The sequence below is a fragment of the Cognatishimia sp. genome, assembly GCF_049116455.1.
Lineage (GTDB): Bacteria > Pseudomonadota > Alphaproteobacteria > Rhodobacterales > Rhodobacteraceae > Cognatishimia.
In genome coordinates, this window is record NZ_JAGDYW010000003.1 from 795,672 (window position 1) to 810,358 (window position 14,687).

The following is a 14,687-nucleotide window of genomic DNA, read 5'->3' on the forward strand; positions in this document are numbered from 1 at the left end:
CACTTAGGCGCGCCAGAACTGCGGCGTAAGCATCGCGTAGACGGCCAGCAGCTCAAGCCGTCCGATCAGCATCCCGATCGCCAAAAGCCATTTCGCAGTGTCATTCAACGGCGCAAAATTCCCAGCCGGTCCAATGGTATCGCCCAACCCTGGTCCAATATTGGCAATCGCCGCTGCGGCCCCTGACAAAGACGTCACAAAGTCCAGACCCGTCAGCCCCAATAACACGGCCAATACACCCAGCGTCACAACAAAAAACACAAAGAACACCATCACAGAATTCAAAACATCTTCGGACACTGGCCGCCCGTTATAGCGCGGGGTGAACACACCGCTTGGGGTATGGATTTTTTGAATTTGGGTTTTGATGGCCGAAAACAACAGTTGATAGCGAAAGATTTTAATCGAACAAGCTGTCGAGCCCGCGCAGCCTCCGATGAGGCCGATGAAGAAGAACAGCGCCACCATAAAGCCGCCCCACTGCATGTAATTGGCACTCGCATAACCAGTGCCGGTAGTGATCGAAGTCACGTTAAACAATGCCTTTCGGAAGGACGGTTCAATCGCTTGGTCCTGCGCCACAGACAGAACCAAAGCGACCAGCACGACGAGCGCTGCAATGGTGCCAAAGAATGTGATGATCTGACGATCCCGGAACAAGGGTTGTGCGGAGCCATTCACCAGCTGCACGTAGCGCACAAAGGGCAATGCCGCGAGCAGCATAAAGATTGCACCCGCATATTCACCAGCGCCTGAGAACGCTCCGAAAGAGGCGTCGTAATTGCCAAACCCGCCAGTCGCGATTGTCGTGAAAGCATGAACGACGGCATCAAACGGCTCCATCCCGACGATCAGATAGGTCAGGAAGCAAAGAAAAGTCAGCGCGACGTAGATGGTGGATACCTGCCCGGAAATTGCGGTCGCCCGTGGGAGGATTTTACCAAAGGTATCAAAGCCTTCAGAACGGAAGATTTGCATACCGCCAACGCGAAGTTCCGGCAAAAATACCATGGCCACAACGATGATACCAATGCCGCCAAGCCATTGCAGGATCCCGCGCCACAGCAAAATACCCTTGGGCAGGTCTTCAAGCCCAGAAAACACCGTGGATCCGGTTGTGGTTAAGCCGGACATCGCTTCGAAGAAGGCATCGACCAGCCGCGCCTCGGTCGCGCCCAAAATAAACGGTAGCGCCCCGAACATCGGCAGGGCCAGCCAAACGCCGGTTGTTAGAAGGAAGGTCTGTTGCAAGGTCAAACCGGGTCGATTGCCGTCCTGACAGGATAACGACACAAGCCCCCCGATTAAGAAGGTAAACAACGCGCTTTGCAGAAATGCCGGCCAGTGATCATTGCCATCGATGATATCGATCGCCATTGGGATCAACATGGTCAGCCCCAACATGGCCACCATCAGGCCGATTACATATCCGACAGGTCGTAAATCAAACATTGCGTGCAGGGTTGGCTTGCTGGGGGCGCAGTGTCAAGGTTGGGAACAAGGCGATGCGTCAATTGACTTCGGCATAGAACCGCAGGGAGTCAGTCCGCGCACGGGTTTCCCGCTCTAGGCAAGAGGAATAGATCAACGGCGCCATTGATCCTCCTCGAAACATCGTGCTTTCAAGTTCGCAGGCTTTGTCTCGGAAGGTGATCCATGCGCGCTGCGCATCGCGTAGGATGATCACCGCAGGTTCCTGTCCTTCTTCAAGATATTCATCAGCCACACGGGCCATGTCCTTTGCCATCTTATAGGCGAGGTTCAAATCCTCATCAGCCAAAAGATAGGCCTGATGCGCGCAGCGGTTCATATCCAACTGCGTCATTGCATTTTCGCAATCTAGATCCGCTGCCGCCAACGGTGCAGCCATACAGGCGAGTGAAAAGGCGAAAACGCGCATTCCCGATCAACCGACGTGGAACAAAGTCGTGAAGAGTTTCGGATCAATCGATCCGCTCACGAAAGTATCGCCTTCCGTCAAGATCGACACGGCGTCATGACTGTGCAGGCTTTCCTGATGGCTTGCGATCACCCGAAAATCACCGATCCGCTTGTCTTGCTGCAATTCACTGCAAAACAAACGCGCCGCGTCTTCAACAAAGATCGGATTGGCTGCATTGAGTTCAGCAAAGGCCTGTTCGTCTTCGCGTTTTACCATGACCTGCGTTTCGGTCGGGACCGCGCGCCGTGCCATATCAATCAGATCCTCGAACCAGAGTTTTTGAATGCTTTTGGTGACAACGGAAATCCGAGCAACGGAACGTTGAGAATGAGGCGTCGCCAATTGTCCGCGCGACTGACGCGCGTGCTCGGACAGCTCCAAAGAACAAGGGCAAGTGGACGAATACACATAGTCCAAATGCATGATCTTCAAAGGCTGACCGCCAATTTCGACCTTTTCCATAGCCAGATCGTAATATTGGTAGCCTTCCAACCCTGACCGCAAAGAAGGAATTTTCATCGGGTAGCGGAACCGCATCTGAATGCGCGCATCCAGACTATCAAGATCTGCTTTGTAATCCGCCAAGGCACTTTCCAGCACCTCAAAGCTAAAAGTCTTTTCGGCATGCTTATAGAAAGACCGCATGATGCGGCTCATGTTTATGCCTTTTTTGTCCTCATCCAGACTGACCGTACCGGTGACTGAGGTCTCAAGCGTGACGTCGCCGCCTTCGCGCGTACGGTATGTGATCGGCAGGCGGAAGTTTGAAATCCCTACGTGCTGAATTTGTTTTTTCGCGCCTTTGATCAGGCTGGTCGGGCCGTTTTGAAGGTCAGGCAGAGTGGCCTTGTACGCCTCATCCACCACAAAACCTTCAGGATAGTCGCGCTTTAGATCAGGGTAGTTTGAAACTTCCTGCCCCGGAATCAACCGTGCGACCACAGGATCTAACTCGGCAATCTCTGTCGGATTGGCGGCTTTCGCCCAGGCTCGCAGCTTTTCAAGCGCCTCCTGTGCGTCTTCGCGGGTCATCGGCGTCTCGGATTTGGACGACTGGATGTTCATAGGCGTTCCCTTTTCGCGACCTAAGGTCTTGTACCTTAGAGACTTAGGTCGCGAAATGCCAATTCCACATGGTTTATGCCAAAAGGCGACACCACGGTGTCTTAAACCTGCGACGCCTCGAGTGCCGACAAGGCATCCGCGATCAAATCACCGCAATCCTCAAGGCCAATCGAGAACCGAATAAGGCCGGGCGCAATGCCCAAATCTTCTTTCTGTTCGTCGCTTAGCCGTTGGTGTGTCGTCGTCGCTGGGTGCGTTGCAATGGATTTCGCATCACCCAGGTTATTCGAGATCACCGGAATTTGCAGCGCGTTCAAGAACTTAAACGCCGCGTCCTTGCCACCTTTGATATCAAGCGACAGGACTGTCCCGCCGTTCCCATCCAACTGTGTCTGAACCAAAGCGTTTTGCGCGTGGCTCTTAAGACCCGGATAAAGCGTCCGCAGCAACGCTGGATGCCCATCTAGTGTTTGCGCAATTTTCAAAGCGCTCTCGGCCTGCGCACGTACACGCAAATCGATGGTCTCAAGACCCTTCAGCATCACCCAAGCATTAAACGGCGAAATCGAACCACCGGTGTGCTTCATATAGGTTTCCAATGGGCCGCGAATATAGTCTTTACTGCCAATCACAACACCGCCCAGTGCACGGCCTTGCCCGTCGATGTGTTTCGTTGCGGAATAGACAATCACATCTGCGCCTTGGTCAATCGCCTTTGAAAAGACCGGCGTTGAGAACACGTTGTCGACAACAACCATCGCACCGACTGAATGTGCGATCTCGGAAACGCCGGCGACATCGATGACTTCCAAGGTTGGGTTAGACATGGATTCAAAGAAGCAAACTTTGGTGTTTTCGCGCACGGCTGCACGCCATTCATCAAGGTTCGGACCATCCACAAAAGTCACTTCAACGCCCATCTTCATCAGAACGTTCTCAAGAATATGAAGACAGGACCCAAACAGCGCTTTTGCGGAAACGATATGATCGCCTGCGTGCACCAAAGACATTAGCGCGCCATTCACGGCCGCCATTCCGGATGCGGTTGCGAATGCATCTTCAGCGCCTTCGAGCAATGCAATGCGCTGTTCAAACATCGAAACGGTTGGGTTGCCGTAGCGCGCATAGATGAATTCATCCGGGCCGCTTTCGATAAAGCGTGCTTCCGCTTGTTCAGCAGTTTCGTACACAAACCCTTGTGTCAGGAAAATCGCTTCACTGACTTCATTGTACTGGCTGCGGCGAATGCCACCATGCACGAGCTTTGTGCGGTTTTTCCAGTCGTCCATTCTCGTCTCCTTAGCGCTAGGGCACACAGCCCTTAGCAACAAAAAACCCCCGTACGGCCAAGCGTAAGGGGGTCCTTCCGTCCTGACCTCTTTAGCGGAATTCGGGCATCACTTTGGATACCACGTGGCCCGCAATCCGGTAACAAATCGCCACACGCTGGATGTAACGTTCCGTCACTAAAGGGTCAATAGCATTTGAAAACGACTCACCCGCATTCACGAAAGGAACGCGAAGATAAATGAACTGTGGCGCATCTTTTGCAAGACACGCCGCAATTGAATCTTGCAATAAATATGCGCTAGCCTTTGGCGGCCTTCTTGGCAGCCTTATATTCGGCCAACCGTCGCTCCCCTTCTGCAAAGCACACCGCATCTGCATCCGCTTTCGAGATCGCATCAGGGAAATTGATGGCATGATCCCACATCACACGATCCACTGTGTAAAGTTGACAGGTGATTTTGCCTGCTGTGTGTTTCAGAACGACCGGAGCCGTTTCATAGCCACTTCGGTCACATCCTAAGAGCAGCGTTCCCGCTCCCAGAATCACTGCTGCTTTAACCATTCCGATCATAATCGCTCCTCATCACCATGCCTCTTAGCGGGCATGTTCTTTGTGCCGGTGATATCACCGTCTGACACGGTGAATTATCGCACTCAGGTACCCGCTGCGATCAATGCCGCGCGGTGAGGTTCTGCGAAATATACTGAGGAATTCTTAAAGCACTGACCCAAAAGCCACTGATTTCCGCCTTAAGCTGCGTCGTCGCTTTCGGTTTCAATCGCGTATTTGGTCAACACACCAGCCTGCGTCATTAAGAAAACAAAGACAGCAGCGGACAAGCCAAAAGTTTTAAAATAGACCCAAGTGTCCGTGGTTTGCGTCCGCCAGACGATCTCATTCAGCACCGCCAAAGCAAAAAAGAAGGCGGACAGACGCTTGGTGAGGATCATCCAACCCTCATCCTGCATCGATAGTGCTTCTTCCATGACAAACTTTAGATAGCTGCGGCCTTTCAAAATACCAAAGCCCAAAAAGCCGCCAAACAAGAGGTAGATCATCGTCGGTTTCATCTTAAAAAACCGATCATCGTTGAGCCAAACCGACAGTCCCCCAAAGACGGTCACCAAAATCAATGTTGCGATCTGCATCTTCGACAGATGCCCCGTCAGACGCCATAAGATCAGGGTCGAAAGGGCAATCAGCGGTACAAAAGCGGCCGTTACAACAATAAAGCCGTCGTATTCTGTGCCACCGATCAAAAAATTCTGATCCCGCAGCCTAATATAGCCGATGAAAAACAAAATGATCGGGCCAAGTTCCAGTGCGTTTTTCAGCAACGGGTTGATCGCTTTGCCAGCCATGGGCGTTCCTTTACGTCGTGTTGCCCTGATATGGGCAAGCCAAATAGAATTTCAATTCAAAGATGCGCGAGTGTTACTCGGTTCCAGAGCCGGTCAAAGCTTTGGCAAACTCTTCAGGATCAAACGGTGAAAGATCTTCGATCGTTTCCCCCACACCAATCGCGTGAATGGGCAGACCAAACTTATCCGCCAAAGCCACGAGAACACCACCTTTGGCCGTCCCATCAAGCTTGGTCATCACAAGGCCAGACACATCCGCAAGTTTCTGGAAGGTCTCGACTTGGCTCAAAGCGTTCTGCCCTGTTGTGGCATCTAGCACCAACAAAGTGTTATGCGGCGCAGTTTCATCTTTTTTACGAATGACCCGCACGATCTTTGCCAGCTCTTCCATAAGGTCCTGACGGTTCTGCAAACGCCCTGCCGTGTCGATCATCAACAGATCGGCACCCATTTCCTGCGCTTTGGTCATGGCATCAAAGGCCAGAGACGCGGGGTCTGATCCCTCAGGGGCGGTCAACACAGGCACACCTGCACGGTCACCCCAGACCTGAAGCTGTTCTACGGCTGCCGCGCGGAAGGTATCCCCCGCTGCAATCACCACCGATTTCCCGGCACCTTTGAATTGGCTGGCAAGCTTGCCAATTGTCGTTGTCTTCCCGGACCCATTCACACCGACCACCAACACAACTTGCGGGGTCTTTGCATAGATAGGCAAAGGCTTGGCCACGGTCTCCATGATCCGAGCGACTTCATCGGCTAAAATCTGTTTGATCTCTTGCGTAGAGACTTTCTTACCAAAGCGCCCTTCGGCAATATTGGCCGTCACACGCAGCGCTGTATCAACGCCCATATCAGAGGCAATCAGCAGCTCTTCAAGCTGCTCCAGCATGTCATCATCAAGCTCACGTTTCACAACGGGCTTTGCGGGGGCACGACCAGTGAGTCGACCCAGAAGACTCTGCTTTTCTTTCGGCTTCTCAGTAGCTGCAGCAGGTTTTGGTTCCGCAACAACCGGCACCGGATCAACTTGAGCTACCGGCTCTGCCTCAGGTTCAGGTTCAGGTTCAACAACCGGCTGAGGCGCGACCGCCGCCGGAGCAACATCTGCTGCGGGCTCTTCGGCCGCCGGCGGCGCTTGCAGCGTTTCAGGTTCCGAAGCTGTTTTAGCAGGTGTTTCAGCGGGAATTTCAACCGGGGCTTCTGATGGTGTCTCAACGACTTCTTCACCGCCGTCTTCCACAATCGCATCCAACCCCTCTTCAAGGCGCGAAGAAGATTTGAACAAGCGATCTTTGAGCTTTGAGAAAAACGCCATAAGGCCTCCGGAAATTGCCGTTCTTTCCAGTTAATGTGGATTGAGGCAATTGAAAAGGCCGCGCGCCAAGATGACGTGCGGCCTTTCCTTAAAACTCTGACGAAACAGGATTAGATTTCGTCGGCGAAGTGTTTGATGGTCAAACGGATCGGATTTGGCGCGGCTTGGCCCAGACCGCAGATCGAAGCATCGACCATGGTTTGTGACAGCTCTTCCAAAAGTCCGGTGTCCCATTTGTCTTTCGACATCAGTTTCACAGCCTTTTCACAGCCCACGCGGCACGGCGTACATTGGCCACAACTTTCATCTTCAAAGAAGCGCAGCATATTCAAAGCGGCCTGTTTCGCGCTGTCTTTGTCTGACAGTACAACAACAGCGGCCGAGCCAATGAACGTGCCATGCGGCTGCAAGGTGTCAAAGTCCAAAGGAATGTCATTCATGCTGGCGGGCAGCAGACCAGAGGACGGGCCACCCGGCTGATAGGCTTTGAATGTTTGCCCATCCAACATACCGCCGCAGGCTTCAATGATGTCATCAATGGTCGATCCCGCAGGCAGCAGATGCACTCCCGGGTTCTTTACACGGCCAGACACGGAATAAGAACGCAGGCCCACACGGCCGTTCTTTTCGGTGCTGTTCAGGCACTCAGGGCCTTCGCGGTTGATTTTACAAACCCAATAGAGTGTCTCAACGTTGTGCACCAAAGTTGGCTGACCAAAGATACCCACCTGTGCCACAAACGGTGGACGATGACGCGGTTCACCACGTTTACCTTCGATGGATTCAATCATGGCGGATTCTTCACCGCAGATATAAGCGCCAGCGCCGCGACGAAGGTCGATATAGCCAGCTTCGACGATACCAGCGTCTTCCAGCGCTTTGATCTCACGGCGTAGAATTTCCAGCACAGCTGGGTATTCATCACGCATGTAGATAAAGGCTTTTTCTGCCTCAACCGCCCAAGCGGCCATCAACATGCCTTCTAGGAAAACATGCGGTGTGCGTTCTAGGTAATAACGGTCTTTGAATGTGCCCGGTTCGCCTTCGTCGCCATTTACAGCCAAATAGCGCGGACCTTCGTTCATGCGAACAAAGCCCCATTTCTTACCGGACGGGAAGCCCGCGCCGCCAAGACCGCGCAGTCCAGCTTCCAGCACCTTGTCTTGCACCGCTTCCCAGTCGCCAATTGCGCGCAACTCTTTCAGCGAGGCGTAACCACCCTCTGCTTCATAGGCAGCAAAAGTTTCGTACTCTGGGATATGCGCATGCGTGTCATCCGACGCGATCGCGGCCTGAACTTTTTCAGGGGTCGCATGATCAATGTGATTGTGACCAATTTCCAAGACAGGCGCTGTATCGCAACGCCCCATGCAAGGCGCACGCACCACACGCACCTCTTTCGGGTTCAACCCATCTTCGAGGGCTTTTTGCAGCTGCTCGGCTCCGGCCAATTCGCAAGACAGGCTGTCGCAAACCCGAATGGTCAGCGCAGGCGGAGGTGTCTCGTCTTCGCGGACCACATCAAAGTGCGCGTAGAAACTTGCGACTTCATATATTTCAGCCTGCCCCACTCGCATCATTTCCGCCAAAGCACGGATGTGGCGCGCAGCCAAATGACCATAGTGATCTTGGATCAAATGCAGAAATTCGATCAGCATGTCCCGAGAGACATCACGCCCTGCAATTAGCGCCTGAACCTCTTCCAAAGCCGTATCATCAACCTGACGACCTTTCGGGGTGTGACGGCCTTTGCCCTTACCGGACTTCCAGACGCCTTTTTTGATTTGCTGAGTCATTTTATTCCCTAGCTGCAAAGCTTTCTTAATCGTAACGATCTACCGCCCGAAAAAAGAGGTCAAAAACGACATACACGCGACGAGTTGCGCGCAAAATAATTGAACCGCGACACCGAGAGGTCTTAATATTTCCTAAATTTGACGTCAGTATCCGATCGGAACGCGCCTAGGCTTTGGAGGCTCTTGAAATGCTGTGGTTCAATCTCGCGACGGCAGTCCCGGTTTTATTGCTCACCCTCGCAGGTTTCCTGGGGGGGATTTGGGCGATTTTGGCTGTCATTTACTTGACCGTCTTTGTCTTTACGATGGATCGATTGATCAAAGGTGCTGCAGCGCGCAAAAACGCGAATGGGGAATTCCCTGTTGGTGTAGAACTCTCTGTATTTCTTGGATTTTCTCATATCGCGCTGATGGTTGTTGCTGTCCTTGCTCTGTCCGGAAAAACCGGACTGGCAGTCTGGGAACGAATGGCTTGCTTGATCCTGTTTGGGCAGTACTTCGGCCAGGTCTCCAACGCAAACGCGCATGAGCTAATTCACAAGGGCAACCGCTGGCTGCGCCGGTTGGGCGTGGCAGTTTACACAACCTTGATGTTTGGCCACCACGCCTCGGCCCACGTCAAAGTGCACCATATCTTTGCCGCAAGCCACCGCGATCCCAATTCCGCATATATGGGCGAAAGTGTTTATCACTTCTGGCCACGCGCTTGGTTTGGATCCTTCATGAAGGGGCTCGAAGCTGAGAACAAAGACCGCGAACGCGCCTCCACACCGCAACCAAAATGGACTCATCCCTATGTAACCTACCTGTTTGGGTCGACGGTCACGATCATTGGTGCTTTCCTGTTGGCCGGATTTATGGGCGTCGCGTCGCTTTTGTTTGTTTGCCTCTATGCCACGCTTCAGCATCTGGCGAGTGATTACATCCAACACTACGGATTACGTCGCCGTCGTTTGGAGAATGGCAAATTTGAGCACGTCGGACCGAAACACAGCTGGAACGCACCCCATACGTTTTCATCAGCCATGATGCTGAACGTACCACGCCATTCAGATCACCACATGAACCCGCGCCGCAACTATACGGAACTACGTCTGGATGAAGAGGACGTACCGATGTTGCCGCGCTCTTTGCCGGCGATGGGCATCATTTCGCTTTGGCCGCCCCTTTGGCGCGCCATCATGGATCCGCTGGTGATGGAAGCGACTGGTCAGTCAAAAGCATCGCTGGAAGCGCAGGCCCTGGATCACGTAAAACCTTCCTAAACTCTCGCCAGATGACTGAAAATTTGCCACGATAGAATATGCGATTTTTGTGGCTTTTCTTCTATTTGGGTTTTCTATCAGCTCCGTTGCACGCTGAAACACCGATGAGCGGGGCTGAATTTGACGCCTATACTGTTGGACGCACCATCACCTTCACGGCAGGCGGTCAAAATTTCGGTGCCGAAACCTATCTCAAACGGCAGCGCGTGCGATGGTCATTTTCGCAAGATGAATGCCAAGAAGGCTCGTGGTACGAAGACGGACCAAACATCTGTTTTGTCTATGAAAACACCGAAGCTCCTCAATGCTGGCAGTTCTTTGAAACACCAACTGGCCTACGCGCAGAATTCACAGGCGACAGCGGCACCGTTCTCTTTGAAAGCCCGATAGACCAAAAGCTGATTTGCTTAGGACCGGATGTTGGCATGTAGCTTAGAACAAGCTGCCTTGATCTGGTGATGCAGGCTTTGATGCAGGTTTTGCCTTAGCGGCTTTCTTCGCTGGCTTCGCAACTTCCTTCGGAGTGGGATCGGAAGCCCCATCCCCAGACACCTGATGTCGCCCATCGGCAAATTGGATCTCCAGATGAGCGGACTTTGAGGCATCGCTAGTGTTTGTCACAACTTGATCGCCATCCCAGACAACGGCATATCCACGCTCAAGCGTCGCCTCATAGCCAAGGGTTTGGCGCAGGCGCTCCAGCCCATCCAATTTTGTGCTCCAGGCGGTCAGCTGCGCATCCGCTGCGGATTTGAACCGATGCGAAAAAGAGGTCAGTTTTTCTGATTTACGTTCGATATCGCGCCGAATGGGTTGCACAGAAAGGCGGTCTGCACGACGCCCATATTCGCTGCGTTTGCCATCGATCATGCGACGCAGGTTGTTGGGCCGTAAGCCCGCAGCTTTTTCCGTCAGATTTAAGCGACGCGTGTCCACGGTGGCGCGCAGTGCACGGGGCAAAGCCTCCCCTGCCCGATCCAATCGCTGCCGTGGCGTTTCCAATAATACCTCAGCGCGCGGTAAAGCCCGTGCCAAATCCCGCAGCCGTTGGCCACGCTGTGTCACACCTTGTTCCAGCGCGCGGGTCATCCGGGCGCCTTGTTCATCGACCCACGCCAACATCTCTAGCCGAACCGGTACAGCGAGTTCCGCCGCTGCTGTTGGCGTCGGCGCGCGTTTGTCGGATGCAAAATCAATCAGCGTTGTATCGGTCTCGTGACCGACGGCCGAAATCAGGGGAATATCTGAGGCCGCCGCAGCCCGCACGACGCTTTCTTCGTTAAAACCCCACAGGTCCTCAACTGAACCGCCACCCCGCGCCACGATAATCAAATCCGGTCGCGGCAATGCCCCACCTGGGGTCATCTTGTTAAAGCCCTCAATGCCGCGAGTGACCTCGGGTGCACATTTCTCACCTTGTACGGCAACTGGCCAGATCAAAACTTTGCGCGGAAAGCGGTCGCGCAACCGGTGCAAGATATCTCGGATTACGGCACCGGAAGGGGACGTCACAACACCTATCACTTCAGGCAGTGTCGGCAGCGGTTTTTTTAGCGAAGGATCAAACAGACCCTCAGAGGTCAGCTGGGCTTTGCGTTTTTCCAACATAGCCATCAAGGCACCAACGCCCGCAGGCTTCATGCTTTCGATGACAATCTGATATTTTGATTGCCCGCCAAAAGTAGTAATGCGCCCGGTGGCGACCACTTCCATCCCCTCTTCAGGGCGCATCGGCAATTTAGAAGCAACGCCTTTCCACATCACGCCGGCAATGACGGATTTATCGTCTTTCAGATCCAGATAGACGTGGCCAGAGCGTGGGAAACTACAGCGTCCGATCTCTGCACGGATTCGCACGTGGCCAAAATTGCCCTCGATAACTTTCTTAATGGCTCCAGAAAGTTCCGAAACTGAAAATTCCGGGGCGTTTTCGCCCTCTCTTGGATCGTCAAACAGATCAGACATCCTGCCTCGCTTGATTGCTGTGCGCGCGCAGCTTAGAACGCCCCCAACGGAAGGCCAAGCGGATTGGCCATAAGAAAGGGCGATCATGAACATTCTTATTCTCGGCAGCGGCGGACGCGAACATGCGCTGACCTGGGCAGTGAAGCAAAACCCGAAATGTGATCGCTTGATTGTGGCCCCTGGCAACGCGGGCATTGCGCAGATTGCAGAATGCGCGGATGTGGATATCGAAAACGGTGGCGCAGTCGCGGCCTTTGCCGAAGAGAACGCCATTGATTTTGTGATTGTTGGACCAGAGGCTCCGCTGGCAAAAGGTGTTGCAGATCGTCTGCGCGATGCAGGTCTGCTGGTCTTTGGCCCATCAGAAGCCGCAGCACGGCTTGAAGCGTCTAAGGCGTTTACAAAAGAAATTTGTGACGCAGCGAATGCCCCAACAGCGGGCTATGGTCACTTCACCGATGCCGAAAAAGCAAAAGCCCACATTCGTGCAAATGGTGCGCCGATTGTTGTGAAGGCTGATGGTCTTGCGGCAGGCAAAGGTGTGATCGTCGCCATGGAAGAGCAAGAAGCGCTAGATGCCATTGACGATATGTTTGGTGGTGCCTTTGGTGGTGCGGGCGCAGAGGTTGTGATCGAAGAGTTCATGGAAGGCGAAGAAGCGTCTTTGTTTGTGCTTGTGGATGGCGACAACGTCCTTTCGATCGGGACTGCGCAGGACCATAAACGCGTGGGCGAAGGCGACACTGGTCCGAATACTGGTGGCATGGGGGCTTACTCTCCGGCGCCGGTTCTGTCTGCTGAGATCGAAGCCAAAGCCATGGAAGAGATCGTCAAACCAACCATGGCGGAAATGGCCAAACGCGGCGCACCATATCAAGGCGTTTTGTATGTTGGTCTGATGATCAAAGACGGCCAGCCTCGTCTGGTGGAATATAACGTGCGCTTTGGCGATCCTGAATGTCAGGTATTGATGATGCGGCTTGGCGCTCAGGCGCTGGACTTAATGCAGGCTGCGGCCGAAGGCCGTTTGAGCGAAGCGAAGGTGAATTGGGCGGATGATCATGCAATGACCGTGGTCATGGCGGCAAATGGCTATCCGGGATCTTACGAAAAAGGCACCGAGATCAAAGGTCTGAATGCCATCGCAGATGACAGTATGAATGTTGTGTTCCATGCTGGCACTAAAGCAGATGGCGAGAAGGTTCTTGCAACAGGCGGTCGTGTCTTGAACGTCACTGCGCGTGGAGCCTCCCTGCAGGAAGCCCGGGATCGCGCATATGCGATGGTGGATGCAGTTGACTGGCCTGATGGGTTCTTCCGCAAAGACATCGGCTGGCGCGCGCTTTAAACAGGTGGAAGCGAGGGGCCAGCCCCTCGCGCACCCTAGAGTATTTGTGGAAAGATGAAATTAATTAGCGGCAGTTCAAAGCTGCAGCGAAGCTCTTTGGTCCGTTAAACGCGCCGATTGGTTTAGAACGGACATCTTTTCCGTCAAAGGAAACAGAGATCACATTTTGCCAATTGGCATCAGCCACAATCATTTCAGGTCCATCATCACATTCGCGGATGCCACCGGAAATGTAGTCTTCACCAATTCTGTGATTGGTCACACCAGCCAAGCGACCGACTTCAGTCAGAGCATTCTCTTCAAACCGCCAGATGCGCAAGGTCTTTGCCAAATGCGGGCGATCCACATAGGTGATTTCAACACGCCCGTCCCCATCAAGGTCAGCCGCCCCTACCGGCGCTAGCCAGCGGAATTTACGTCCAATAAAAGGTGTTACCGAAATAAGGCCGGTCTCATCATAGATTGCGAGCCGCCCACCTTGAGTCTGGCTGCTTTCAACAACGATAATTTCAAGATCGCCATCCAGATCGACATCTGAAAGACGCGGTTCCAGATCTTCAAAAACGCGGCTTTCCGGCAAAACAAATCGCAGCTGTTTACCGCCTCCAAGCCGCAATTCCAGAGCACCCCATTCCACATTGTCACCCAGAACAGCATGAGCGTAGCGCGTAGTCGGATCGGTGAATTTAGCTGATTTGATCTCAGCACTCGCAGCCAATGGTACAACAAGCGCTGAGGCCAGAAGCACGCGGCACAAAATACGCGGCAAAACGCCTAACGATAAACGCCGCGCTTTGGTTTGCGCCACGCCCATCATCAGATTTGTTTTTCTGGCATAAAGACCTTCAGGCCATCCAGCGCATCAGTCACCTTAACTTGGCAGGTCAGACGCGAGCGCGCAGGATCGGGTTCAAAGGCAAAGTCCAGCATATCTTCTTCCATGTCGTCTTTCGCATCGAGTTTTTCAACCCAATCCGCATCCACATAGACATGGCAAGTGGAACATGCACATGCACCGCCGCAGTCGGCCTCAATGCCAGGAATGTTGTTGTCGCGCGCGCCTTCCATCACGGTCAGGCCGCTTGCGACCTCAACAGTGTGCTCGGTACCACCAAATTCGACATATGTGATCTTTGCCATTTCGCTCGTTTTCCCTTGCAAATTTGCAATTTACCTAATGCGCGCTGTCACAACACGCCAGCCCTTTTTCCTCACATTTCCTTTACGCCATTCAAATTTTAGGCACAGCTAAGCACATTGAGGGCGCCCCCTCGCTTTCTCTTTCCGAAAACCATTGAACAGGCTATGTGTTGGAAAACAACCCAGAGGCCGACCGCGA

The 14,687-nt window shown here is 53.3% G+C and carries 14 protein-coding genes; 3 read left to right on the plus strand and 11 right to left on the minus strand.

The annotated features are described in order from the left end of the window. Window positions 1-3: 3 nt before the first annotated feature. The 8 genes from JXQ85_RS08920 to JXQ85_RS08955 form a co-directional block, all read right to left on the minus strand. Window positions 4-1,452 (minus strand): TrkH family potassium uptake protein, encoded by a 1,449-nt coding sequence (locus tag JXQ85_RS08920; RefSeq protein WP_421748548.1) that lies wholly within the window; start codon window positions 1,450-1,452, stop codon window positions 4-6. A gap of 58 nt (window positions 1,453-1,510) precedes the next feature. Then, the gene (locus tag JXQ85_RS08925) at window positions 1,511-1,900 is read right to left on the minus strand and encodes a lysozyme inhibitor LprI family protein (protein ID WP_421748549.1); all 390 of its coding nucleotides are present in this window, start codon (window positions 1,898-1,900) and stop codon (window positions 1,511-1,513) included. A gap of 6 nt (window positions 1,901-1,906) precedes the next feature. Then, complete coding sequence (gene folE2, locus JXQ85_RS08930; protein WP_421748550.1) at window positions 1,907-3,007, minus strand: GTP cyclohydrolase FolE2; 1,101 nt, start codon at window positions 3,005-3,007, stop codon at window positions 1,907-1,909. A 101-nt stretch (window positions 3,008-3,108) separates the two neighbouring features. Next, the gene (gene metZ / locus JXQ85_RS08935; RefSeq protein ID WP_421748551.1) at window positions 3,109-4,296 is read right to left on the minus strand and encodes an O-succinylhomoserine sulfhydrylase; all 1,188 of its coding nucleotides are present in this window, start codon (window positions 4,294-4,296) and stop codon (window positions 3,109-3,111) included. Window positions 4,297-4,595: 299 nt separating this feature from the next. Then, the gene (locus JXQ85_RS08940) at window positions 4,596-4,868 is read right to left on the minus strand and encodes a hypothetical protein (RefSeq protein WP_421748552.1); all 273 of its coding nucleotides are present in this window, start codon (window positions 4,866-4,868) and stop codon (window positions 4,596-4,598) included. 179 nt (window positions 4,869-5,047) lie between these two features. After that, window positions 5,048-5,659 carry an inner membrane-spanning protein YciB gene (locus JXQ85_RS08945; protein WP_421748553.1) on the minus strand — a complete coding sequence of 204 codons (612 nt, stop codon included), beginning with the start codon at window positions 5,657-5,659 and terminating at the stop codon, window positions 5,048-5,050. A 73-nt stretch (window positions 5,660-5,732) separates the two neighbouring features. Beyond that, window positions 5,733-6,974 (minus strand): signal recognition particle-docking protein FtsY, encoded by a 1,242-nt coding sequence (gene ftsY / locus JXQ85_RS08950; protein ID WP_421748554.1) that lies wholly within the window; start codon window positions 6,972-6,974, stop codon window positions 5,733-5,735. 110 nt (window positions 6,975-7,084) lie between these two features. Next, the gene (locus JXQ85_RS08955) at window positions 7,085-8,770 is read right to left on the minus strand and encodes an NAD(P)H-dependent oxidoreductase subunit E (protein ID WP_421748555.1); all 1,686 of its coding nucleotides are present in this window, start codon (window positions 8,768-8,770) and stop codon (window positions 7,085-7,087) included. Window positions 8,771-8,958: 188 nt separating this feature from the next. On the opposite strand from JXQ85_RS08955, the gene JXQ85_RS08960 reads away from it, so the two are divergent. Further along, complete coding sequence (locus tag JXQ85_RS08960) at window positions 8,959-10,035, plus strand: alkane 1-monooxygenase (RefSeq protein WP_421748556.1); 1,077 nt, start codon at window positions 8,959-8,961, stop codon at window positions 10,033-10,035. A gap of 104 nt (window positions 10,036-10,139) precedes the next feature. After that, window positions 10,140-10,466 (plus strand): hypothetical protein, encoded by a 327-nt coding sequence (locus tag JXQ85_RS08965; RefSeq protein ID WP_421748557.1) that lies wholly within the window; start codon window positions 10,140-10,142, stop codon window positions 10,464-10,466. A gap of 1 nt (window position 10,467) precedes the next feature. Here the strand turns inward: JXQ85_RS08965 and xseA are convergent, their stop codons facing one another. Next, complete coding sequence (gene xseA, locus JXQ85_RS08970) at window positions 10,468-12,000, minus strand: exodeoxyribonuclease VII large subunit (protein WP_421748558.1); 1,533 nt, start codon at window positions 11,998-12,000, stop codon at window positions 10,468-10,470. Between the two features lie 85 nt (window positions 12,001-12,085). On the opposite strand from xseA, the gene purD reads away from it, so the two are divergent. Further along, window positions 12,086-13,348, plus strand: a complete 1,263-nt coding sequence (gene purD / locus JXQ85_RS08975; protein WP_421748559.1) for a phosphoribosylamine--glycine ligase — start codon at window positions 12,086-12,088, stop codon at window positions 13,346-13,348. Window positions 13,349-13,412: 64 nt separating this feature from the next. Here the strand turns inward: purD and JXQ85_RS08980 are convergent, their stop codons facing one another. Both JXQ85_RS08980 and JXQ85_RS08985 read right to left on the minus strand, forming a co-directional pair. Beyond that, window positions 13,413-14,165 carry an FG-GAP repeat domain-containing protein gene (locus tag JXQ85_RS08980; protein ID WP_421748560.1) on the minus strand — a complete coding sequence of 251 codons (753 nt, stop codon included), beginning with the start codon at window positions 14,163-14,165 and terminating at the stop codon, window positions 13,413-13,415. Next, complete coding sequence (locus JXQ85_RS08985) at window positions 14,165-14,488, minus strand: 2Fe-2S iron-sulfur cluster-binding protein (protein ID WP_421748561.1); 324 nt, start codon at window positions 14,486-14,488, stop codon at window positions 14,165-14,167. Before JXQ85_RS08985 ends, JXQ85_RS08980 begins: the two co-directional genes overlap by 1 nt. Window positions 14,489-14,687: the final 199 nt, after the last annotated feature.

What these genes read in the sequence shown, in the direction of transcription:
- metZ (WP_421748551.1), bottom strand. Translation starts at nt 4,296, where the DNA reads ATGGACGACTGGAAAAACCGCACAAAGCTCGTGCATGGTGGCATTCGC.
- xseA (WP_421748558.1), bottom strand. Translation starts at nt 12,000, where the DNA reads ATGTCTGATCTGTTTGACGATCCAAGAGAGGGCGAAAACGCCCCGGAA.
- ftsY (WP_421748554.1), bottom strand. Translation starts at nt 6,974, where the DNA reads ATGGCGTTTTTCTCAAAGCTCAAAGATCGCTTGTTCAAATCTTCTTCG.
- folE2 (WP_421748550.1), bottom strand. Translation starts at nt 3,007, where the DNA reads ATGAACATCCAGTCGTCCAAATCCGAGACGCCGATGACCCGCGAAGAC.
- JXQ85_RS08980 (WP_421748560.1), bottom strand. Translation starts at nt 14,165, where the DNA reads ATGATGGGCGTGGCGCAAACCAAAGCGCGGCGTTTATCGTTAGGCGTT.
- purD (WP_421748559.1), top strand. Translation starts at nt 12,086, where the DNA reads ATGAACATTCTTATTCTCGGCAGCGGCGGACGCGAACATGCGCTGACC.
- JXQ85_RS08965 (WP_421748557.1), top strand. Translation starts at nt 10,140, where the DNA reads ATGAGCGGGGCTGAATTTGACGCCTATACTGTTGGACGCACCATCACC.
- JXQ85_RS08955 (WP_421748555.1), bottom strand. Translation starts at nt 8,770, where the DNA reads ATGACTCAGCAAATCAAAAAAGGCGTCTGGAAGTCCGGTAAGGGCAAA.
- JXQ85_RS08960 (WP_421748556.1), top strand. Translation starts at nt 8,959, where the DNA reads ATGCTGTGGTTCAATCTCGCGACGGCAGTCCCGGTTTTATTGCTCACC.
- JXQ85_RS08940 (WP_421748552.1), bottom strand. Translation starts at nt 4,868, where the DNA reads ATGATCGGAATGGTTAAAGCAGCAGTGATTCTGGGAGCGGGAACGCTG.
- JXQ85_RS08985 (WP_421748561.1), bottom strand. Translation starts at nt 14,488, where the DNA reads ATGGCAAAGATCACATATGTCGAATTTGGTGGTACCGAGCACACTGTT.
- JXQ85_RS08920 (WP_421748548.1), bottom strand. Translation starts at nt 1,452, where the DNA reads ATGTTTGATTTACGACCTGTCGGATATGTAATCGGCCTGATGGTGGCC.
- JXQ85_RS08925 (WP_421748549.1), bottom strand. Translation starts at nt 1,900, where the DNA reads ATGCGCGTTTTCGCCTTTTCACTCGCCTGTATGGCTGCACCGTTGGCG.
- JXQ85_RS08945 (WP_421748553.1), bottom strand. Translation starts at nt 5,659, where the DNA reads ATGGCTGGCAAAGCGATCAACCCGTTGCTGAAAAACGCACTGGAACTT.